This window comes from Cupriavidus sp. MPR-AND1C, assembly GCF_058809705.1.
Map to the genome: position 1 here is coordinate 29410 of NZ_JBXASU010000032.1, position 22671 is coordinate 52080.

Here is a 22671-nt window from a genome sequence, read left to right on the forward strand (position 1 = left end):
TGCCGCGCGGGTAGCAACCGCACGAAAGCGCGGCAAAAAAAAGGCCACTGCATAAGCAGTGGCCTTTTTCATCGAGTCTTGGTGCCCAGAAGAGGACTCGAACCTCCACAGTGTTGCCACCGCTAGGACCTGAACCTAGTGCGTCTACCAATTTCGCCATCTGGGCTTCGTTTTGCTGCCTTGTTGCAGCGCTGCGAAGAACGACATTATGCAGAACACGGAATTCGCTGTCAACTCCTGCCCTGAAATTTCTTTCGCGGCCGCGATCAAGGCTGAAAACAGACATGCCCAGGCCTGTCGTCCAGGTGCAAGGTGGCTGTGGCGGGACGCGTGCTCGCCACCACCTTGCCCGCGCGCAACACCAGCAGACGGGTGGCGCGCAGCCGGATTGCCTCGACCGCGTCGCGTGCCTGCAGCAGCACCAGGTCGGCCCGACAGCCCGGTGCAATGCCATAGCCTTCCAGCCCAAGAATGCGCGCCGGCGTTTCGGTGACGGCAGCAAAGCACGCGCGCATGGCGGCCTGCCCGGTCATCTGCGCCACGTGCAGCCCCATATGCGCCACCTCCAGCATGTCGCCGGAGCCCAGGCTGTACCACGGGTCCATCACGCAATCGTGGCCGAACGCCACCGGCACGCCCGCGGCCAGCAACTCCGGCACGCGGGTCATGCCGCGCCGTTTCGGGTAGCTATCGTGCCGGCCCTGCAGCGTAATGTTGATCAGCGGATTGGCGATGGCCGCCACACCAGACTCCCGAATCAGCGGGATCAGCTTGGAGACGTAGTAGTTGTCCATCGAATGCATCGAGGTCAGGTGCGAGCCCGTCACCCTGCCCTGCATGCCAAGGCGCACGGTCTGGCTGGCCAGCGTCTCGATATGGCGCGACATCGGGTCGTCGCTTTCGTCGCAATGCATGTCGACCCGCAAGCCTCGCTCACAGGCCAGTTCGCACAGGATACGCACGGACTCCGCGCCATCGGCCATGGTCCGCTCGAAATGCGGGATGCCGCCCACCACGTCCACGCCCATGCCGAGCGCCCGCTTGAGATTGTCGAGCGCGCCCGGCGCGCGCAGCGCGCCATCCTGTGGAAAGGCCACCAGTTGCAGGTCGAGGTAAGGCCGGACCTTCTCGCGCACGTGCAGCAGCGCCTCGGTGGCAAGCAGGCGCGGGTCGCACACATCCACGTGTGAACGGATCGCCAGCAGGCCTTTGGCCACCGCCCAGTCGCAATAGGCCAGCGCGCGCTCGACAATGGTGTCCTGCGTCAGCAGCGGCTTGAGTTCACCCCATAGCGCGATGCCTTCGAGCAAGGTGCCGGACTGGTTGATGCGCGGCAGGCCGTAGGACAGCGTCGAGTCCATGTGGAAATGCGCATCGACAAATGGCGGCGTCACCAGTTGTCCCGCGGCATCGACCTCGGCAGCGGCAGGCGCCTTGAGCGCCGGTTCCACCGCCTTGATGCGATCGCCCAGGATGCCGATGTCGATGCCGGTGCGGCCATCGGGGAGCGTGCAGTTGCGTAGGATCAGGTCGAGCATGTTGCGGCCTTTTCGTTATGATTGCTTGCCTGGAATCAGCGCTCACCCCTGCGATAGGGCTTCATCAGCGCTTGCGGGTAGGCGGCGCGGCGCGCCACCAGCACCAGCGCGAGGATCGACAGCACATACGGCAACATCAGGTAGAGCTGGTAAGGCAGCGGCGGCAAGCCGGGAAGGCTCGCGCCGCTTTGCTGCAAGCGCAACTGCAGCGCGTCGAAGGCGGCGAACAGCAACGCGCCGGCCAGCGCGCGGCCCGGCCGCCACGAAGCAAACACCACCAGCGCCACGCAGATCCAGCCGCGGCCGTTGATCATATTAAAGAAAAATGCGTTGAACGCGGATAGCGTGAGGAACGCGCCGCCCACCGCCATCAGGGCGGACCCCGCCATGATGGCACCGATACGCGTCGCGCCTACGCGAATCCCCTGCCCCTCGGCTGCGGCGGGATTCTCGCCGACCATGCGCACGGCCAGGCCGAGCGGAGTCCGGTAGAGCAGCCAGGCCACCACGGGCACCAGCCCCAGCGCCAGCAGCGTCAATGCGGTCTCCTCACCGAACACCGGGCTGAACATACCGCCTATCAGCGGAACGCCGCCGATCCAGTGCATCGGGGCAAAGGGCGTGATGGTCGGCGGCGTGGACACCGAGGCAAAGCCGAGCCGGTAGGCATAGTAGGAAAGGCTGGTGGCTAGCATGGTCACGCCCAGCCCAGCCACATGCTGGGACAGCGCCAGGCTCACGGTCAGCCAGCCATGCAGTAGCCCGAAGGCCAGCCCGACACCGGCTGCCACCGCCACCCCACCCCATAGCGGCGCACCGTGATAGACCGCCAGCCAGCCACTGAAAGCGCCAGCCACCATGATGCCCTCGATGCCAAGGTTGAGTACGCCGGCACGCTCGCACAGCAGCACGCCCAGCGTGCCGAAGATCAGCGGCGTAGCCACGCGCAGTACGGCGATCCAGAAGGGCGCCGAGGCCACGATATCGAGCAGTTCCATCAGGCCACCTTACCCGGGGCATCGAGGCGGATGCGGTAGCGTGTCAGCATGGTCGCCACCAGCATGGCAAGCAGCGCCACCGCCACGATCACGTCGGCGATGCTGTTGGGCACGCCCGCCGCGCGGCTCATGCCATCCGCCCCCACCAACACCCCGGCCACGAACACCGACGCCGCCACCACGGCAAGCGGATGCAGCCCGGCCAGCATGGCGATGACCACGCCCGCATAGCCATAGCCGGGAGATATATCGAGCGTGAGGTAGCTGGTGCGCCCCGCCACCTCCACCACACCCGCCAGCCCCGCAAGGCCGCCGGACAACAACGCGGCCCACATCGTCACACTGCGCACCGGCATGCCCGCGAAGGCCGCGGCCCGTGCATTGGCGCCTACCGCGCGCATCTGCAGGCCAAACACCGTGAAGCGGTTGACCGCCCACAGCATCACGGCCAGCGCGCAAGCCAGCAACAAGCCGCTGTGCACGCGCGAGCGTTCCACCAGCCTGGCCAGCTCCAGCTCCGGCACTAGCGCCACTGATTGCGGCCAGCCCATCGCGGTGGCGTCTTTCATCGGGCCATCGAGCATCATCGAGACGAACAGCAACACGATGAAATTGGCCAGCAGGGTCGTGACTACCTCATCCACGCCGAGCCGGCTCTTGAGCCACGCGGCCCCAAGCAGCAACATGGCGCCGGCCAGCATGCCTGCCACCACCATCAGGACAAAGAGCAAGCCCATGGGCAGTTGCTGCGCCCAGGGCGCAACCGCGCCATCGACCTGACCGCCAACCGCCACGGCGGCCAGCGCACCGAGATAGAGTTGCCCTTCCGCGCCGATATTGAACAGCCGCGCGCGAAAGGCCACCGCCACCGACAGACCGGTCAGGATCAGCGGCGTGGCGCGCGTGAGCGTTTCCGACCACGCAAAGCGCGAGCCGAAGCCGCCTTCCAGCAGCAGCGCATAGGCACGTCCAACCGGTGCGCCGGCCCAGCGCACCAGCAAGGCGCAGATCAGCAGCGTGGCAAGGATGGCGACGATGGGCGCGGCCAGCATGGCCATGCGCGAAACGCTGGTTCGGGCCTCAAGCCGCATGGAGCACCTCCCCCTTGCCCGCTTGCGCGTGCTGGCCACCGCCCGAGCCGGCCATGGCCAGGCCGAGTTCACCCAGCGTCCACGCCGCCGTAGGCCGGGCTTCGGTCAGATGTCCGGCATGCATCACGGCGATGCGGTCGGCCAGCGCGTGCAGCTCATCCAGGTCCTCGGAGATCAGCAGTACGGCAGCGCCTTCGCGCGCAGCGTCGAGCAGGCGGGCGCGCACATAAGCCACCGCCCCGATATCGAGTCCCCAGGTTGGCTGGCTGGCCACCACCAGCCTTGGCGCGCTGCCTTCGCCGCGCACCGAGAGCGCCCGGCCCAGGATCAGCTTTTGCATATTGCCGCCCGACATGGTTCGCGCCGGCACATCGATGCCGGCGGTGCGCACATCGAAACGCGCGACCAGGTCCCGCGCGAACCGCTGCGCGGCGGCTCGCCGGATGACACCCCAGCGCGAAAAGCGCGGTTCGCTGAGTTGTTCACTAACGGCGTTCTCCCACACGGCAAGATCGCCCACAACGCCGATCGCATGGCGATCCTCCGGCACGCGTGCCACGCCCGCCCCAATCCATGCGCGGGGCTTTGCGGACATCGGCTTGCCTGCCAAGGTGACACGCCCCTCACTAGCCTCCAGCATGCCGCTGGCCAGCTCCGCCAACGCGGACTGTCCGTTGCCGGAGACACCGGCAATGCCGACGATCTCGCCGGCACGCACCTGCAGGCTGACCTCGCGCAGCAGCGCGCGCCCGTTGGCGGCGCGCGCGCCTACGTGCTCCAGCGCAAGCACGGGTGGCGCCGCGTTGCCATTTGCGCCATCCTCGGCACTCGGCCGCGCCACGCGTTCCGGCATCGCGACCACGCGGCCGACCATCAACTCTGCCAGTTCGGCCTTGGTGATCTGCGCCGCGGCACACAGCGCCACCAGCTTGCCGCCCCGCAGTACCGCGATGCGGTCGGACACACGCAGCACCTCATCAAGCTTGTGGCTGATAAAAATCACTGACAATCCTTCGGCGATCAGTTGCGCCAGCGTGGAGAACAGCGTCTCGGCCTCGTGCGGCGTCAGGACGGCAGTCGGCTCATCGAGAATCAGCACGCGGGCGCCGCGATACAACGCCTTCACGATCTCCACGCGCTGGCGCTCTCCCACCGACAGTTCGCCGACCCTTGCCTGTGGGCGCACCGCCAGGCCGAAGCGCTCAGCCAGGGCCAGCACCTTGCCGCGCGCGGCGTGCCCGTCCAGGCGCCATTGCCACAGCGGCTGGGTGCCGAGCATGATGTTGTCCAGCACTGAAAGATTGTCGGCTAGCGTGAAATGCTGGTGCACCATGCCGATGCCGGCCGTCAGCGCCGCGCGCGGCTGGCCGGGCGGCAACGGCTGGCCGTCCACCTCCACCGTGCCAGCGTCGGCCACGTAGTGTCCGAACAGGATGCTGACCAGCGTGCTCTTGCCGGCGCCGTTCTCGCCCAGCAAGGCCAGCACCTCCCCGCGCTGCAACTCCAGCGAGATATCGTCGTTGGCCACAAGCGGGCCGAATCGCTTGGTAATACCGGCAAGGCGCAGGATAGGGGTAGGCATGGATGGCTGATGATGGCGTTTAAAGGCGTCGACGGCTTGCTCCCCCAGCCCGAACGCGGGCGAGGGGAGCAAACGCAGCCGGGCACTTCAAGTGGCTCTGGCCACCTCACTGCGACGACTTCGGCTCCGTTTCCACCACCTTGACCGCAAACTTGCCATCGAGGATCGCCCTCTCTTTCGCCTTGACCTTGGTCATCACGTCGGCTGGCACCTTACCGTCGAACGTGCCCAGCGGCGCGAGCTCCGCGCCTTTGAACTTCATCAGCGAATAAGGGCCATAGTCCTCGCTCTTGAACTGGCCGGCCTTGACCTTGCCGAGCGCGGCGCCCACGGTGGGCTCCATGTTCCACAGCGCCGAGGTCACCACGGTAGCGGGATACTGCGGCTGCGTGTTGATGACATTGCCGATCGCCAGCTTGCCCTTTTCCTTCGCGGCGTCGGATACGCCAAAGCGTTCGGCGTAGAGCACGTCGGCGCCCTTGTCGATCATGGCGAAGGCCGCTTCCTTGGCCTTGGGCGGATCGAACCACGAGCCGATGAAGCTGACCGTGAACTTCACTTTGGGATTGACCTCGCGCGCGCCTTCCATGAAGGCGTGCATCAGCCGGTTGACCTCGGGGATGGCGTAGCCACCGACCATGCCGATATGGTTGGTCTTGGTCATGCCGCCGGCGATCATGCCAGTGAGGTAGGACGGCTCCTGGATGTAGTTGTCGAACACAGAGAAGTTAGGCGCCTGCGGCTTGCCGGAAGAGCCCATCAGGAACGCGGTCTTGGGATAGTCCTTGGCCACCTTGCGCGCGGCCGCCTCGACGGCGAACGATTCGCCCAGGATCAGCGACGAGCCCTGCTCCGCGTACTGGCGCAGCACGCGCTCATAGTCGGCATTGGACACGCTTTCCGAGAACACATAATCGATCTCGCCGCGCGCCTTGGCCTCATTGAGCGCCTTGTGAATGCGCGACACCCATTGCTGCTCGACGGGCACGGTGTATACCGCCGCCACCTTCAGCTTGGCCTGCGCCTGCGCCGGCACGATGCCACCAAGTGCGGCCACGCTGGCGGCAGCCGCCGCGAATTTCAACCAAGACCTGCGCTTACCCTCAAAACTCATGGCTCTCTCCCCTTGTTGACGATAACTCCACGGCCAGGCCAGCCGGTTCCAGCCCGCAACCTCGCAGCAAAAGCCGCACCAGGTGGTCGGTGGCCTGTTCATAATCGCGCTGGCCCAGGTGGCTCACCCCAAGCACGGCGCAAACTTGCGATTCAAAATCGGCATAGGTCTGGGTGGCCGCCCAGATCGTGAAAAACAGGTGCTGCGGATCGACGCTGGCCATCTCGCCGCGCGCGATCCATTCCCGGATCACGCCGGCCTTGCGCGCCACCAGCGCGCGTAGCGCGCCGCTGAGCACGTCGCGGATCTCCGGCGCACCATGCAGCAACTCGTTGGCAAACACGCGCGAGGCATCCGGATGGCTGGCAGACAGCCGCATCTTGGCGCGGATGTACTGCTCCAGTGCCACCTGGGGCCGCTGCTCCGCGCCGATGATGTCGGTCTCGGACAGCCACAGCGCGAGCGTATGCGCCAGCACGGCCCGATATAGCGCCTGCTTGGTGCGGAAGTAATAGTGCAGGTTGGACTTCGGCACGCCGGCGCGCGTGGCGATCTCGTTCATGGTCGCGCCGGCAAACCCGGCCCGGGCGAACACGTACTCGGCCGCGCGCAGGATCAGCGCCTCGTTCTCCTGGCGGATGCGTCCCCCCGCCACCTCCCGCGGCGGCGGAAAGCATGGCGGCGGCGCCGTAGCCGGCGCTCCCATCACTTGGTGCCGTAGAGGCGGTCGCCGGCGTCGCCCAGGCCAGGCACGATGTAGCCGTGCTCGTTGAGTTCCTCGTCAATGGCCGCGGTGACGATGGCTACGTCGGGGTGCGCCGCTCGCAAGGCCATCAAACCCTGCCGCGAAGCGATCAGGCACACGTACTTGAGCGTGCTCACGCCGGCCTCCTTCAAGCGGTTGAGCGCGGCGATGGCGGAGTTGCCGGTAGCCAGCATCGGGTCGACCACGATCACCAGCCGCTCATGGATGTCTTCCGGCATCTTGAAGTAGTACTCGATCGGCTCCAGCGTTTCCGGGTCGCGGTACAGGCCGATATGCCCGACCCGCGCGGCCGGCAGCAAGTCCAGCATGCCATCCAGGAAACCATTGCCGGCCCGCAGGATCGACACCAGGCACAGCTTCTTGCCAGAGAGCACCGGCGACTGCATGGGCGCGATCGGCGTCTTGATGGCGATGGTCTCCATCGCCAGGTCGCGGGTTGCCTCGTAGGTCAGCAACTGGCTGATCTCGCGCACCAGCCGGCGGAAATTGTCGGTGGTGGTGTCTTCGCTGCGGACCAGCGTGACCTTGTGCTGCACGAGCGGGTGATCCACTACCATCACGGACGCAGTGGCGGGCGGTACGGCGGAGAGGTCGGTCATGATGCGCTCCTGGAGGGCGGTAGCGGATAGCACTTGCTGGTTGCTCATGCTGATTGCTGTTTGCTGCGGCGCGGGTCTGGAAAATCCGCTAGAACACCGTGCCGTCGCTGTTGATGGCGAAAGGCGGCGGGCCACCTGGCCTGCGCTTGGCGGCAATGCGCCGCCCCGCGGCCCAGGTGCCGCCCTCCAGCACGCGGGCCAGCGGGAACGACTCGGCCGACAACCCGAGCGCCTCGCGCACCGACGCGGCCACGAGGTCGAGTCCCGTCACCGTGAGCGCGCGCCATTCCACGATAACCGGCTCATCCACCGTGTGCGCCACGGCAGTAAAGCCAGGGTCGCGCGGCACCATCAGCTCGAAATCGAACAGCAGCCCGCCGTTGCGGTATTCGGGCAAGCCCGTCAGGACCTCCAGCCCGGTCACGGTCAGGCCGGCATCTTCCAGCGGTTCCAGCAGCGAGTAGGTGAGCCACTGGGTCAGCTTGTGAAAAGGCACCAGGCCATCCGTACAGGCCGGGTGGTGCCAGCAGTCGCCCAGCGACACGCCGTCCAGGCTCACGCGCCCGGGCCATACCGGCCCCAGCGCCACCAGCAGCGTGGTAAGCACGAAGCCGGCCTCGATCTGCCCAGAGCTGGCATGCGCCTTGAGGTAGTCGAACAGGTTACCCAGCCGCGCCGGCGAACCAAAGACCGCTGGCGTGGCTTGCGCCACCTCGCCAAGACGGCGCAACAGCCGGGCGCGTCCATCCAGGCCCACCAGCGGGTTGTGCTGGGCCACCTGGAATGCGGTTGCGATGGAAGACGCATCGATACGCATCAGGCGCTCGGCGTCGGAGCGCAGCGGCTGGCCCGGCTGGGCGGAAAAGCCGCCGCGCGCGAACAGGTCGAAGCTGGCCACGCCGAGCCCTTCGGAGCGCGTCAGCGACAGGTCGCTGGCGGGATCGCGATAGCGCCAGTCCGGGCCCGCGCCGGCATCCAGCAAGACGCTGGGAATTACCAGGTCGATGCCGATGCGGGCGCGTTCCTCGCGGTCGGCCTCGCCGGAGAGCCCGCCGCGTTCGCACAGGATCTGCCAGCGGTCCAGCTTCTCGCCAGGGCCGCCGCTCTCGAAATGACGCCAGCGGCTGTGGTATGGCACGTTGAGGTCGGGATAGCGCTGGCGGATGGTGGCCGCCACATAATCGGCCACTGCCGGGATCCGCTCGGGATGCCAGGTAAACAGCTCGGACGCGCCGGCTGCCACATGATCCGTCACGGCAGCGCAGCGGGTGCGTACCGCGTGCCCGGTGAGCAACGCGGCGGCCGGATGGCCAGGCGGCACGGGACTGGCCCAGCCACCGGCATCATCCTCGCCGTTGATGAAAGGATTCGCGGCGCCGCGCACGCCGCCCGCTTCGGGTATCTCGTTCATTCGTGCAGTCCTCTACCCTTGGCCAGCGCGAGTTCTTCCGCGTCGGGCGGGGTATAGCTCGTGAAGTAGCCAGCCGCCACCTTGGCGTCGATTTCCACGCGGGCATCGGCCGGGATCAATGCGTCGGGAATCGCGACCTGCTCGACCACCTCGATACCCTGAGCGGTCAGCGCCCCGTGCTTCATATTGCTCATCGAAGCCCAGCGGTCGATACGCTTGATGCCGAGCCAGTGGAACACATCGGGCATGAGCTCCTGGAAGCGCATGTCCTGCACGCCGGCGATACATTCCGTGCGTGCGAAGTAAGTCTCGGCCCGGTCGCCGCCAACCTGGCGCTTGCGGGCGTTGTAGACCAGGAACTTGGTCACCTCGCCCAGCGCCCGGCCTTCCTTCCGGTTATAGACCACCAGCCCCACGCCGCCCTGCTGCGCCATCTCGATGCACACCTCGATGCCGTGGGCCAGGTACGGCCGGCAGGTACATATGTCGGAGCCGAACACGTCCGAGCCGTTGCACTCGTCGTGCACGCGGCAGGCCACCTTGGTCTCGGGCTTGCCAAGCTGGCTGACATCGCCGAAGAAGTACAGGGTCATGCCACCGATCGGCGGCAGGAACACTTTCAGGTCGGGGCGCGTGACCAGTTCCGGGAACATGCCGCTGGTCTGCTCGAACAGGCTGCGGCGCAGCATGCTCTCCTTGATCTCGAAGCGGCGCGCCAGCCCCGGCAGGTACCAGACCGGATCGATCGCGGCTTTGGTGACCCGCACGTCGCCATTGGCATGGAGGATCTGCCCGTCGGGTGTGAGCCGGCCGGCCGCAATGGCGCCCATCAGTTCCGGCATATTGATGTGGGCGCGCGTTATGGCGATCGAGGGACGGATGTCGATGCCTGCAGCGATCCGGTCGCCGAAGGCGCTGGACACCAGGTGGCCCCAGGGATCCATCGAGACGATCTTGTCCGGGTCGCTCCACTGCGGGTGAGGCCCGATGACCTCAGCCGGCGAGGTATCGGTGAGATCAGCGCGGTGGTCTCGCTGCAGCTTGCCGGAGGCCACCGCCAGCGCGCGGTAGACCGCGTATGCGCCGGAATGGGTGCCGATCACATTGCGCTGAGCCGGATTGGTCAGGCTTGCGATCACGGGGCCGCGCTCCGCTGCCGTGGCGGCCCCCCAGTGGATTGGCTCGGCCGGCTTGTCGCGGCGCGCGTGCGAGGTCAGGACAATATGATCGGACATGGCAGCCTCGGGACGAGAATCCTGACCAAACGGTCAGGTTTACGATTCCATAGTAGGCAACCTTCGTGCCATATCCCAATGCTCGTTTCTACCTTGTGTTGCACGCCGCACGATGCCACTTGCGCACCGTGCCTGTGCGCAAGCGCCGTGGCCAGCGCTGGTCCTGGTGCATAGGCACCACGTAAAAGCGGCACCGGGCCACTAGCAGGGCCGGGTGCCGCTGGATGTACCTTCGGATAAACCGGAAGCGCGATCGGGCTATCGGGGCTATCGGTCGGTCAGGTTGACCGTTGCTGCCCCGCCTGCTGCCGCTGGACCGGCTCGTGGGCAGCAGGCCACAGCGCCAGGCGCAATGCGCGCAACGGCGCACCGCTCTCCACGTAGCGATGGAACAAGGCCCCCGCAGCGTTGCTCAGCAGCCAGGCCAGCACCATGCCGAGGGCATTGAGGACGGGCCGTTGCGGAGCCAGATGGAAGACCAGGGCATTCACCACCAGGCAAATCGGGAAATGCACCAGGAACACCGAGTAGGAAATACGCCCGAAAAATGCCAGGAACTGGGCCTGCGGCCAGTGCTCAAGCCAACCGCCACGGCGCGCCGTGCCGAGCAGCAGCGCGATCGCCAGCGCCACCGCGATGCGCAGCCGGAAATCCACGGCCAGCGCCGCCAGCACCACGGCGCACAACAGCAGCAGTGCCACCGGTGAACGCTCAGGCTCGGATGCCCAGAAAGCCAGCGTGCCCAAGCCGTAAGCGCCGAAGAAGTAAATCGCCCAGATATCCCACGTGGCATCGCGGTTGAACCAGAACAGCGAAGCCAGCGCCAGTCCGGCCACCACCAGTGGGCCCATCGGGCTGCCGCCCACGTCGAACCATTGCTCGCAGCGGCGGGCCGCCCACAACGCCACCATCAGCAAGGCGAACAACTGCAGGTCGATGGCCACATACCAGACCCCTGCAGACAAGGCATCGAAATCCAGCACGTTGTGCAGCAGCAGCACATGCGCCAGGAACTGGTGCAAGCCGGGGGCACCGGGAATGGAGTCGTGGTGCATCCAGGTGCGCGCAATGGCGGCACCGGCAATGGCAATCAAGATAGCCGCGGTATAGGGCACCACCAGCTTCTGGTAGCGGTGCCAGATTGCCTGCAAGGGGCGTGGCACCATCAAATGCCCGCCGGGCGCCAGGCTGCGCGCCGCCAGGAAGCCGCTGATGACGAGGAACACCTGCACGGCGATGCGCGCGTACTGTGAGAACCAGTCGAGCAGGCCGGGCGCCAGCACATGGGCCGCATCGGACATGGGGCCATAGAAGGCAAGATGGTGCAGCACGATCAGTTGTGAACTGATCGCCTTGAGAGCGTCAATGCACGCCATGCGCGAAGGACGGGGGCTCATTTGTTATAAGAATGCTACAAAGTACACAAGGGCCGGATTCTACTCCCAGGAGACAGGATGGCGCCAAGACCGGCCACGATGCACCGCCGCAAAATGGCGATAAGCGTTGTATTGGTCACACATTGCACCGCGATATATGTACCAAACAGCATATTGACGGCATCTACCTAAAAACTGTAACGATTTCCCACCGGCCCCCTGCATGACAGCCAGAGCAACGCCGCCGCCACGCCCAGCGAAACCCAATAATCGGTAGGCGCGCCGGCCCACCAGTGGATGTGCCAGGGCACGAAACTCGGCGCAAAGCGCGCTAGCCCGAATGCCGGGTTCAGCACGAACCAGAGAAAATCCTCGCTGATCCAGAACACCATGATGCAAGCGATCACGCGCGCCTCGGCGCGCCAGTTCCAGCGCCCGCCGAACACCAGCGAAAAATGGAAGAACAGCGCCACGCAGGGGAATACCCACGCGTGATACCCCGTCATCGGGCGTCCGCCCCAGAAAATATCCAGCAGCCAGTGATGCTCGATGCGCCAAGTGGGCAGGTTGGCCGCCCAGCCGGCGGCGCCCTCGATCTGGATCTCCACGTTAGCGAAGAAATAGGCCAGCAGCAGGGTCCAAGCCACGGTAAGCACCAGCACCATGGGATGGCGCGACGGATAGGACTGGCCCGCGCGCCGGGTTGAAGAAGACAGGTTCAGCGCGCGCATCTCAACGCGCCACCGTCGCAGCAGTGCCGCCGTGGCCGGCTAGCTGGCCGCACCGCGCCAGTTGCCCGATTACGGTTTCCAGCACGCGGCGCGCCGCCGCCGGTTGCCCCAGCGCGCTAGCCCGCGCACGCATCTGGTCGAGCCGTGCCGGCTCCGCCAGCAAGAGGCGCACCCGGTATTCGAGCGATACCAGGTCGACCGCCTTGAGCGCAGCGCCTTGCTCCAGCAGGTAATCGGCATTGCGCTCTTCCTGCCCGGGAATCGGCGCATTGACCACCATCGGCACGCCCATCGCCAGGCATTCGGACGTGGTCAGTCCCCCCGGCTTGGTAATGACAAGATCGGAGCACGCCATCAAGCGTTCCACCTCGTTGGTAAAGCCGAAGGGAAAGAGGCGGCCGGGATGTGCGGCGGCTAGCGTCTTGAGCCGCACCAGGGCAGTCTCGTTGCGCCCGGCAAGCACGACCAACTGGAAATCGTGGTCCAGCCGCATCAGCGCGCCTGCCACCTCGTCAAGGCCGCCGAGCCCTGCCCCGCCGCCCATCAGCATGATGGTGCGCCGTGCCGGATCGAGCCCGAAATGCTGTGCGCAGGCCTGGCGATCCTGCGGGTGGGAAAACGCAGGCACCACCGGAATCCCTGTGGTGTGGATGCGGCCAGCCTCGATCCGGCTGGCCCGCATGCGAAACGCGATTTCCTCGCTGGCGGCAAAGTAACCCGTCATATGGGGAATCACCCACATGCCGTGCAGATCAAAGTCCGTCACCTGCACCCACACGGGCACCGCCAGCCGCTGCCGGCGCACCTCATGCATCAGGATCTCGGCGGGCAGGAAGTGCGTGCAGACGATGGCATCCGGGGCGAACTCGTCGATCGCCCGGCGCAGCGCGCGCGTGCTCAGGCGCTCGGCGGCGCGCCGCAGCTTTTGCATCGGTGCGGCCGGATCGGCCTCGGAAGTGTGCTGGTACAGCATGCCCCAGAGGGCCGGATAGCTGTTCACCAGCTTGATGTAGAAGTCGGTGTAGAGCTTGCGAAACGTGGCCGGGACGTATTCCATCACGTCCAGGTGAAGCGTCTGCACGCCGGGGAACTCGGCTTCGGCGGTCAGGCGCAGTGCTTCAGCGGCGCGCATGTGGCCGGCGCCGGCGGAAACACTGAGGAACAGGATCTTCTGCTGCTGCATGGGGATTCGGGGGAGATTGGGCTTCCGGGGTGAAGCCCGGAGGTTCCGGAACGCTGGGGTGCTGGGGCGTTGGAGAGTTTCGGGGCGGTGCTCACTTCATGACGAAGGACTTGATCAGCGTCAGTTCGCCGGGCTTGCGCATCGGCACGCGGAACACCTGCTGCTTTTCGTTGGGCGTGTTTTCATCGGTGATCAGCGCCACTTGCGCCACGGTAATGGCTTCGGGGCCGGCGCCGCTGCCGTAGTAGTTCACATAGACCAGGTAGGTACCGGGTGGCGGCGCGGCAATCGAATAGATCTCCGGGCCATAGCCGGTGGTGACGTCGACATCGAGCGCGCCGCCGTTGCTGGCCACGCGATTCGCATAGAAGGTGTGCTGGCCGTCGGGCGCCACCACATGCAGGTCCAGGTCGGTCTGATCGCTGTCCCAGGACAGCACCACGCGCAGACGCGGGCGGGTCTTGCCCTGGTAGCCGTCGTAGAACTGCACGCGCTTGCTGGCGCCCTGCGCGCTGCGGATCTCCACGCTGTTGCTGCCGCCCGAGAAAGCGTAGGGCCGCGAGAAGCGGCCATCCTCCTCGACCCGCTGCGGCAGCGCCACGCCATTGACCACCAGGGTGGCAACCGAGCCGCCACCGCGCCGCCCGAGCCCGCCGGGTGCGGGGCTCGACACGGCGCTCGCGGCATCCGCCTCGGACTTGGGCGCCGCGCGGATGCGCCCGGCAATCATGGCGCTGGCGGCTTGCCCGGCTCGCGTGGAGACCGACACCGCCGGGTAATGCACTTCCTGCGTATAGGCCGAAGCGTCACCGGCCGAGTTGCGCCAGCCGTTGCGCGGCGTGGTGAACTCGATGGCATCGTCGGCTCGCGCGGCGCCGGCCAGCAACAGTGCCGGCAGGGTCAGGCTGATCAATGCTAGTTTCGGCGAGTGCTGCATATCCACGGTTCCTTCCTGCGTTCTTTGCGACTGTTTTCTGGCCAGGCGTCAGTGTGGCTATGAGTGTGACTGATCGACGTGTCGGATCAGAAACGCACCGACTTCATGAGCGCCAGTTCGCCCAGCTTGCGCAGCGGCACCACGAGCGTCTCACGCTTTTCATTGAGCGTGTTCTCGTTGTAGATCAGCGTGAGCTTGGCGGTAATCAGGTCGCGATCGTTCTTGCCTTTCTCGAAGTTGTAGCCGTCGGCGTTGAAATTGCCCCAGTAGTTCACATAGAACAACCACACCCCGGGACGCGGCGCCGCGCTCGAGAAAATCTCCGGCCCCGCACCATCCACGCTATCCACGTCCAGACCGCCCCCTTCCGGCAGCAAGGGGCTGGCAAAGAAGGCATGGCCACCGTCAGGTGAAATCACATGCAGGTCGACCTCGGCCTTGGGATCGTCCCAGGTCAACACCGCGCGCAGCTTGGCCTGGATCTTGGCCCCGTCGGCCTCGTAGAACTGCAAGCGCTGGCGCGACGCGCCATCCGCGGACACGATCTCCACACTGTTGGAGCCACGGCCAAACGCCCACGGCCGCGCGAAGCGCCCCTGCTCGTCGGCATACAGCGGCATGGCCGTGCCGTTGACCACCAGCGTCGGCGGCTTGCGGCCCTCCTTGCCGACCTTGCGCAGGCGCCCCTCGATCAGCGTGCGGTACTTCTGCGTGCCCCGGTCCACCGGCGGCTTTGGATAAGCGGCGGTATAGCGCTCGAGCTCGTTGGACAAGCCGCCGTGACGCCAGCCGCCCACCGGGCCGTCCAGATCGGCAACCGGCTCGGCGGTGGTCACCAGCGGCGCCGCGGCGCAGGCCAGGGCCAGCACGCCTTGGCGCCAGTTGCGGGACAAATTGCGGGTGAGATTCATGATGGGTTTTGCGTACGTACCAGCTTGCGCGCCATGGCTTCGACAAAGCCTTCGTCCTGCCCGCGCGGGTGGCGGGCAAATGCAAGATGGAGATATTCGTGGGCCAGCGCAATGCGGTCGTCCTCGCTGGCCAGCCGGTGGATATAGAGCCGGTTGCGGCGCGCGTCGGCATAAGGGCGGCCTTCGCGCACTTCGCACACGGCCGGCAGCGGCGGCGTTTCATAGCCCGGCTCCGCCGCCAGCCGGCGCTCCCATTGCGGCGCGCGCAGCGCCAGCCACTGCCGCGCATTGGCCACCGCCAGGCAATCGCCGGCCACGGGGCTCTGGAACGAGGTGAGCGTGGCCTGAGGCCACCAGCGCGCCAGGATGGCATCGAACGCCTGCCCCTGCCCGGCCGCGCGCCGGGCCTCCAGCCAGGCCATGCGCCCCTGGCCGCTCACGTCGTGGTGATAACGCACAGCCACGCCGGACAGCACCAGCGCATCGGTCACATCGGCGGCGCGCCGCGCCGCGGCGGTGGGTGCACGCGGCAGCACACGCTGGGTGCGGCTGCTATCGGCAATACGAAAACAGCCTTGCTCGCGCGTGGCTTGCTGGATCAGGTAGCTGCGCGCAGCCACCGCCAGGGCGCGGGCGGCCTCGGGCTCGGTGGTGTCGCCCTCGCGCTCGACAACCCGCGCCACGTAGTCATTGAGGCCCAAACGGCCCAGCACGCGCGGCGCGGCGCCGGGCTTGCGCAGCAGCGTCAGTTCGCCACGGCTTTCCACGCGCAGGGTGTTGCCATTGGCAAACTCAGCGCGGTAGGTGCCGTTGAGCGGGCCATCCGGCACGGCCTGGCGACTTGCGCCGGTGCCATTGCCGGTACCGGCGGCTTGCAGATCGCGCAGCGGATAGCGCTCGAACATGTCGACCAGCACGCAGGCGCCATCATCGGGCACCGGCACGGTGGCCAGCAACGGCTGCAGGCGGGGCGCCGCACGGCGCAGCACATTGGCGCTGGCGCCGGGGCCGCCCAGCCAGACCGGACTGCCATCGGCAAGCCAGCCGGCCGCGCCGCCGATGGATGCGCCAGGCCGCGCCGGGTCCGGCATGGTCCATGTCTTGGCGCGCAGCAGGCTGCCATAGTTGGCCAGCGTGCCTTCCCCGCGCCCCACCGTCAGTACCGAGACCAGTGTCGCGGCGGCTGCCTGTTGCGCGGCGGGGGGCACGGCATGCAACCCGGCAAGCAGATCGGCAACGGCCACGTTGCGAGCCGGCTGCATCGCCTGCATGTCCTGCAGCCACGCGGGCGCGCCTGCCTCCTTCCAGAAACGGCGCCAGTCGGCAGCGGACAAACCCAGCCGCCGCGGCTCGAAATAGCGTCCGCAGGATTGAATCAGCGCACGCTCGCGGTCGATGCTCTGGCCGGCCGTGCAGCAGTAAACCTCCTCCGGGTCGCCACCACGGCAGGTGTAGTCATTGGATGGCTTGTCGCGGCCGACCAGGTAGCTGTAGACGAACAACTTCCACACGCTGCCCAACGGCGTTTGCAAGCTGGCAGGCAACGGCGCCGCAGCGGGCGCGGCGGCGTTGCCATCGAGGCCAAACAATTGCGCGTCCGCTCCCGCGAGCCGCGCGAAGCGCAGGGGCTCGGCGGGGGCGAGCGTGGCAGCCGGCACGGACCCGGCGCACGCCGCGCCCAAGGCGGCCACCACCGCAAGCCGTCGCCACCAGGCACGGCCGGCCGCCATGCACGCTGCCCTGCTCATGCCCGCCTCACTCCACCGTCAAGGGGAAACCCGCCGTCTTGCCGTCGCCTTGCAGGGCCTTGGCATCCGGCTGGTACATGCGGAAGTAGCGCACCGGGGGCAGGTTGAACTTACCTGGCAACGAGAAGCGCACCAGCTGGCGCAGCACCACCGGGCGCTCCAGCGATACCACCGGCTGGTGATACGACAGCATGCCCATCTCGTACGTCACGGCGCGCTGGAACGGCTGCAGGCCGGTGACCTTGTTGTCCGGATCGGGCAAACCGTCGATCCGCAGGCCCCACGTCGTGCCCTCGACCTCGCCGCCGGGCGGCAGCGGTGCTTCGACCAGCCCGTAGCGGTACGTGCCCTGGCGCGGGCTCAGCACGATCTCATCGACGTAGAGCGTGTTGCTGTCGAGCTTGTCGCCTGGCTTGACCGGCTTGGCCGAGAAGGTCAGGCCGGCCGTACCCGCGGCGGCGGCTTCGGCCGGCTTAGCGTCCTTCGCTGCGCCATCGCTCATGGGCACCAGGCGATAGAGCTTGCGCTCGATGCCGATCGGCAGGCGCGAGGCTTCCTGGGCACGGCTGCGGTAGGACACCACGGCATTGGTGTTGAACGACTGCGAGGCCGCATCCATGTTCTGCGGCACGGTAAGTGCGAGCGTCTCGGGCAGTTGCGCCCCGCTCCAGCGCCATTCCGGCAGGCCGAGCGGGCTGCGCGCAGCCTTCCAGTTGCCCAGCGGCACGCGCAGCGCGGGATCGCCCTCGCCGGCCAACCCGCGGCCCAGCCCGCCGCCAAGGGACTTGTTGAGCCACACCAGCGTCACGGCCCGGTCAATGGTCGGTGAGGCAGCGCCGGCGCGGGCCAGCAGCGCCTGCACGTCGGAGGCGGCCGCGCCCTTGCCCGCCATCAGCAGCAGGCTCTGCACCAGCGGCGAAGGATCGCTCGCCAGCGTCTGGCGCGCGGCCCCGGCGGCGCTGGCCAGGTCTTCCGGCATCGGCTGGCCGATCTGCTTGTAGAGCTGCGCGGCCAGCACCGTCGCCACGCGGCGGCCTTGCGCCGAATCCGGCGCGGCAAATACCAGGCTTTCTCCCACGGCCGCGCCAGGCGCCTCGGCGCCGGGGCGAGTGAGCTCACCGGCCACACCACCGAGCTGCGTGGCCACCGGCAGGCCCATCTCGTTGATGAACCACAGCGCGAGCGCACGGTGCAGCAGCGGCTCCTTCATGGCCTGCTTGTAAGCTTCCAGCGTGCGCTTCCAGTGATCGGGCGGCAGGCTGATGCCGACGGCGCGCGTTGCCAGCCAGTCGGCGTAATAGGCATACGCCGTCAGCAGCGCGCTATTGCCCACCGTATCGCCCCACCATCCAAACTGGCCATTGACCCCAGCCAGCAGCGCCAGGCGCTGGCGCTGGGTGCGCAGCAGCGCGTCGATGCCCTGGGTGCCACCGCCCGTGTCCGCGCCGGTGGCGGCCAGGCTGCGCTGGGCCAATGCCAGCGGAATCAGCCGGCTGGCGGTCTGCTCGGTGCAGCCGTAGGGATAAGCCAGCAAGTCGTCCGCCACGCGCGCGAACTGGCTGGCGGCGCCGTCGACGAAGCGCAGGCGCACGTCCTGTGCGTCCGCGGGCAGCTTGAACGCGGCATTGGCGCCTGCCAGCGGCAGCGTCAGCTCGCGCTGCGAGAGCCAGCCGGTGGGCTCGACCGTGAGCGTGGTCTGCAGGCGGTCCAGCACCTTGCCCTGCAGCTTGATCTCGGCATTGACCACGCCACCCTGCAGAGCGCCCTGCGCAACCGGCAGGCGCACGTAGTTCGCGCCACGCTTGAGCGTCACGCTCTGGTTGACGTTCAGGCCGGCGCCGATCACCACGAGGTCCGCGGCCACCTCCTGCTCACCCTGGTTGAAGGCCACCATGTCGATGCGCGGCGCATCCTCGGCGCGATAGCGTTGCGGCCCGATCCATTTGAGATACAGACCCTTGTCGGACCGGATGCTGGCGGTGCGCTGCCCGACCATGCCGTCGCCTGACATCGCTCGCACCGTGATGCGCCAGCGAGTCAGGGAGTCGGGCATGGTGAAGCTCATGCGCGCGCGGCCGTCTGCGCTGGTACGCAGGTTGGCCTCCCACGCGGCAGTGTCTTTCTCGTCCCGGCGTGGGCGCTCCAGCACCTTCACGCCACGCTCGTTATAGCGGCCGCGCTCAGGGCCACCGGCGCCGGGCTGGCCCGACACTGCGAGGTCGTAGCCGATGAAATTCAGGCTGGAAGTGGTGCGCACGCTGTTGCGGCGCGGATGGTAGAAGAAATCAACGATGCTCGGGGCGATTTCAGGCTGCAGCACGTAGACCATCTCATCCACCACGCTGACGGTGAGATTCGCGGGCACGGGCTTGCCATTGAAGGCGCTGGTGAGGTCCAGCGTGACGGTCTCGCCGGGGGCATAAACAGGCTTGTCGCTCTTGACCGCCAGCTCGATCGTGGGCTGCACCACGGCAATGCCGGCGTTCTGGAACACGTAGTCGCCGTCCTTAACATACAGCACGGAGAACGTCATATTGGGACTGAAATCGTTGCCCACCTTGATCCGCGCCCGCCATTGCTTGTCGGTGACCTTCTCCAGCGACAGCCAGTCGCCGCCCTTGGACAGCAGGCCGCGCCGCTCCACCCGGTCGCGCTCCAGCGTCAGCAAGGCATCCTCGACGGCGAGTGGGAACGTCACCAGCGCTTCGGCCGTGTCGCCGATGCGGTAGCGGTCCCGGTCGAACACGATCTCGATATTGCCCGGCACCGTCTGCAGGCCCTCGCCCGCCACCCAGTGGCTGGCCGCGGCCAGCAGGTTGCCCGCGCCGTCCTTGACGGAGAGCGTGTACGAGCCCGGCTGGTCGAACCTGACCGGGAACGACACGGTGCCATTGGCGGCGGGGCTCAGCGTGCCTTCGCTGCGGGTGCGCGACTCCAGCCGCACCAGTTCCCACTTCGCCGGCGCCTGCGCCGATGCCTGCCCGGCTGCGGCCAGGGCCTGCAACTGGAAGGTCACGCCCTGGCCCGGGTTAGTGAAGTTGGCCGGCGCCGTCAGCTTGTATGGCGTGGCGCCACGCGCGATCAGCAGTTCCCGCGTGATCTTGACCCGATAGGCCGCGCCATCGTTGGCGAACACCGTCACCACATAGCGGCTCGGGTCCTTGGCGGCAGGCAGCACCAGCGCGGCATTGCCGCTACCGTCGGTGGTCAGTTCCTGCTGCTCCAGCTTGACCGGGAACAGGCCGGCATACTGCAGTTCGCCCTCCACCATCGTCACCTGCTGCGCCCGCAGGCTGACGGACAGCCTGGCGTCCTTGACCGGCTTGCCGTCGGGATAGCGCAGCTGGATCTTGCCCTTGACCGCCTCGCCGGTGGCGTAGTCGGCCTTGTCCAACGCAAGATTCACGTCGAAATGCGGCTTGATGTACTCGGCCACGCGGAAGGCACCGCCGTAGGTGTTGCCGCCGTAGTCGAAGCGCAGCGTATAGCCGCCGGCCAGGGCATTGGCGGGCAGCGTGAAGCGCGCGTCGGCGCCGTTGTCCGCGGCCAGCGCGGCGGCGACCGAGGCCAGCGGCGCACCGTTGGGGTCCAGCACCTCCAGCTTGATATCACCGGGCGCCGCCGGGCCGGATTCGGTGGCATTGCGGAAACTACGGCCGATGAACTTGACCCGGACTTCATCGCCGGGGCGGTACAGCGGCCGGTCGGTGAAGGCGTACAGCTTGGTGTTGTAGATCTCGCTGTCGTAGTAGAAGTTCTCCGAGATAAACGCGCCGCCGGCCGGGTCCACGCCCAGCAGGTAGCTGCGCTCCGGGCTGGTGTGGGCCAGATCTGCCGCACCGTCAGTGCCCGTAGTGGCGCTTTGGAGCACGCCGAGGCCGTCGGTCCAGGCAAGGCTGGCGCCGGCAACCGGGCGGCCGCTCTTGCGCTGCGCGGCCCAGACCAGCATGCCGTTGCCGGTGCTCTTGGTAATGGCCACGGTATCGGACACAAACAGCAAGGTATGGGCACGGTAGGTGCCAATGATGCCTTCGACGATGTACAGGCCCGGCTTCAGCTTGCCCAGCGGCACCATCACGTTGCCCGCATCTCGCGGCAGGAATTCACTGCTGCTGCCTTCCAGCTTGACGTCCTTGGGCGGCGCGATTTCCTTTGCGTCCCAGATCGGGTAGCGGAAGCGCTCGACCACGTCATAGCCCTTGAGCGGCTCGTACTGCGGGTTGTTCTCGAAGCGGGTCGGCTGGGCAATCTGGTCGCCCATGCTGAACTGCGGCGCGTCCTCCACCGCCTTGCTGCGGGTCGCGAACGACAGCACGCGCTGCCATGCGCGGCGCGCCTGCTTGTACCAGCTATCCCACAGGTAGGACAAGGTATTGGCCAACCCTTCGCCGCGGTGGTTCGCCTTGACGTCGATCCGGTGCAGGTTTTTTTGTGCCTTCAGGAAGGCGATCGGATCGGCAACCCGGTACACGAGGATGTCGGCGCCGCCGTAGCGCTGCAGCTCGCTCTTGTACTCGCGGCCCGGGGCTTCCAGGCGCACCTGCGCCGTCTGGTCGCTACCGTAGCTGGCGTCCGACAGCAGGAAGAACGGCTGCCCTTGAAAGGCGCTATAGCCGCTTGACGGCACCGTGTCGAGCGTGACACTCGGCCGCTCGGCGGCGCCTGCCGCCTGGGTGCCTGCCAGCAAGGCAAGCGCCAGCAGCATGCGGGGGATGGAGGAACGCAGAAGCGCGCTTGCGCGCGTCATGACGACAAGCATCGTCTTTACCTCGACAAAAAGGCGAAACGGAATACGCCGATGAAATTGGGATTGCCGTCCTGCGGCTGCCAGCGCGAGTCGTTCCATTGCATCAAGCGGGAAAGGGTGACGGCACGCAGGCCGTTATCGGCACGGGTCACGGTGCCGGTGTGATAGGCCAGGTACTGGCCCATCCAGATCATCAGGTGCTGTTCATCGCCCTGGTCGTAGAAAAGCAGGTCACCGGGCTGCGCCAGGTTGACGTTCCTTGCGACAAAGCGGCTATTGCCCTGCACCAGGGCCAGGGCGGAGGCATAGGCCCCGGTGCTGCCGTCGGCGCGGGTCCAGCGCTGGCCAAGCGTGCGCTGGGTCGGGCTCAGGCTAAGCTCCGGCGGCAACTGGCGGGCCGAGGTGCCGCCTTGCATGCCGTTGGCGCGCAGCCAGCGCGCGTCATGCACCTTGAGCGCCTCGCCCACGGCAAAGCGCACCAGGCCCGCACAATCGCGCTGGTACCAGCGTGGGGTCGGGCCCTGGCGCAGCTGCTCGCCGACGATGCGCACGAACCAGGCACGAAACGCCGCCGATTGCAAGGCATCGAGCGCATCCGCGTCTGGCGTGTCCGACGCCAGGCCGGATAATGCCCAGGCCCGACCGCTGCCGGCCAGGGGCAAGGCAAGCGCCAGCGCCGCCAGCATCGAGCGGCGGCCTCGGTT

17 protein-coding genes and 1 tRNA gene are annotated in these 22671 nt (G+C 67.0%); all 18 read right to left on the reverse strand.

Translation table 11 applies throughout. From position 1 onward, the window contains the following. Positions 1-79: 79 nt before the first annotated feature. Positions 80-166: transfer RNA gene (locus AC1RWI_RS18435), tRNA-Leu, on the reverse strand. Positions 167-266: 100 nt separating this feature from the next. After that, positions 267-1538, reverse strand: coding sequence for an amidohydrolase family protein (locus tag AC1RWI_RS18440; RefSeq protein WP_492867925.1), 1272 nt, complete (start codon positions 1536-1538; stop codon positions 267-269). 35 nt (positions 1539-1573) lie between these two features. Beyond that, positions 1574-2539, reverse strand: coding sequence for an ABC transporter permease (locus AC1RWI_RS18445; protein WP_043355597.1), 966 nt, complete (start codon positions 2537-2539; stop codon positions 1574-1576). Beyond that, complete coding sequence (locus AC1RWI_RS18450; protein WP_492867927.1) at positions 2536-3627, reverse strand: ABC transporter permease; 1092 nt, start codon at positions 3625-3627, stop codon at positions 2536-2538. The genes AC1RWI_RS18445 and AC1RWI_RS18450 overlap by 4 nt, the downstream gene beginning before the upstream one ends. After that, positions 3617-5209: an ABC transporter ATP-binding protein gene (locus AC1RWI_RS18455; protein WP_492867929.1), complete on the reverse strand. Its 1593-nt coding sequence runs from the start codon at positions 5207-5209 to the stop codon at positions 3617-3619. The genes AC1RWI_RS18450 and AC1RWI_RS18455 overlap by 11 nt, the downstream gene beginning before the upstream one ends. A 106-nt stretch (positions 5210-5315) precedes the next feature. After that, positions 5316-6323 (reverse strand): BMP family protein, encoded by a 1008-nt coding sequence (locus tag AC1RWI_RS18460; protein WP_043355602.1) that lies wholly within the window; start codon positions 6321-6323, stop codon positions 5316-5318. Continuing rightward, positions 6313-7029, reverse strand: coding sequence for a TetR/AcrR family transcriptional regulator (locus AC1RWI_RS18465; protein WP_043355603.1), 717 nt, complete (start codon positions 7027-7029; stop codon positions 6313-6315). The genes AC1RWI_RS18460 and AC1RWI_RS18465 overlap by 11 nt, the downstream gene beginning before the upstream one ends. Continuing rightward, positions 7029-7688: a uracil phosphoribosyltransferase gene (gene upp, locus AC1RWI_RS18470; RefSeq protein ID WP_043358238.1), complete on the reverse strand. Its 660-nt coding sequence runs from the start codon at positions 7686-7688 to the stop codon at positions 7029-7031. The genes AC1RWI_RS18465 and upp overlap by 1 nt, the downstream gene beginning before the upstream one ends. Positions 7689-7776: 88 nt before the next feature. Next, positions 7777-9099, reverse strand: coding sequence for a URC4/urg3 family protein (locus tag AC1RWI_RS18475; protein WP_043355605.1), 1323 nt, complete (start codon positions 9097-9099; stop codon positions 7777-7779). Then, the gene (locus tag AC1RWI_RS18480) at positions 9096-10334 is read right to left on the reverse strand and encodes a GTP cyclohydrolase II (RefSeq protein WP_043355607.1); all 1239 of its coding nucleotides are present in this window, start codon (positions 10332-10334) and stop codon (positions 9096-9098) included. The genes AC1RWI_RS18475 and AC1RWI_RS18480 overlap by 4 nt, the downstream gene beginning before the upstream one ends. A 278-nt stretch (positions 10335-10612) precedes the next feature. Then, positions 10613-11731 (reverse strand): acyltransferase family protein, encoded by a 1119-nt coding sequence (locus AC1RWI_RS18485; protein ID WP_052495090.1) that lies wholly within the window; start codon positions 11729-11731, stop codon positions 10613-10615. 167 nt (positions 11732-11898) lie between these two features. After that, entirely contained in the window at positions 11899-12375 is a 477-nt protein-coding gene (locus AC1RWI_RS18490) for a hypothetical protein (RefSeq protein ID WP_183037099.1), read from the reverse strand. A gap of 67 nt (positions 12376-12442) precedes the next feature. Further along, positions 12443-13624, reverse strand: a complete 1182-nt coding sequence (locus AC1RWI_RS18495; RefSeq protein WP_492867932.1) for an MGDG synthase family glycosyltransferase — start codon at positions 13622-13624, stop codon at positions 12443-12445. Positions 13625-13715: 91 nt separating this feature from the next. After that, the gene (locus AC1RWI_RS18500; protein WP_043355611.1) at positions 13716-14561 is read right to left on the reverse strand and encodes a YfaP family protein; all 846 of its coding nucleotides are present in this window, start codon (positions 14559-14561) and stop codon (positions 13716-13718) included. 86 nt (positions 14562-14647) lie between these two features. Beyond that, positions 14648-15472, reverse strand: coding sequence for a YfaP family protein (locus AC1RWI_RS18505; protein WP_236702081.1), 825 nt, complete (start codon positions 15470-15472; stop codon positions 14648-14650). Further along, the gene (locus AC1RWI_RS18510) at positions 15469-17202 is read right to left on the reverse strand and encodes a DUF2300 domain-containing protein (RefSeq protein ID WP_492867960.1); all 1734 of its coding nucleotides are present in this window, start codon (positions 17200-17202) and stop codon (positions 15469-15471) included. The genes AC1RWI_RS18505 and AC1RWI_RS18510 overlap by 4 nt, the downstream gene beginning before the upstream one ends. A 25-nt stretch (positions 17203-17227) precedes the next feature. Continuing rightward, positions 17228-21979 carry an alpha-2-macroglobulin family protein gene (locus AC1RWI_RS18515; RefSeq protein ID WP_492867934.1) on the reverse strand — a complete coding sequence of 1584 codons (4752 nt, stop codon included), beginning with the start codon at positions 21977-21979 and terminating at the stop codon, positions 17228-17230. A gap of 5 nt (positions 21980-21984) precedes the next feature. Continuing rightward, complete coding sequence (locus AC1RWI_RS18520) at positions 21985-22653, reverse strand: DUF1175 domain-containing protein (protein WP_492867962.1); 669 nt, start codon at positions 22651-22653, stop codon at positions 21985-21987. Between the last annotated feature and the right edge of the window lie 18 nt (positions 22654-22671).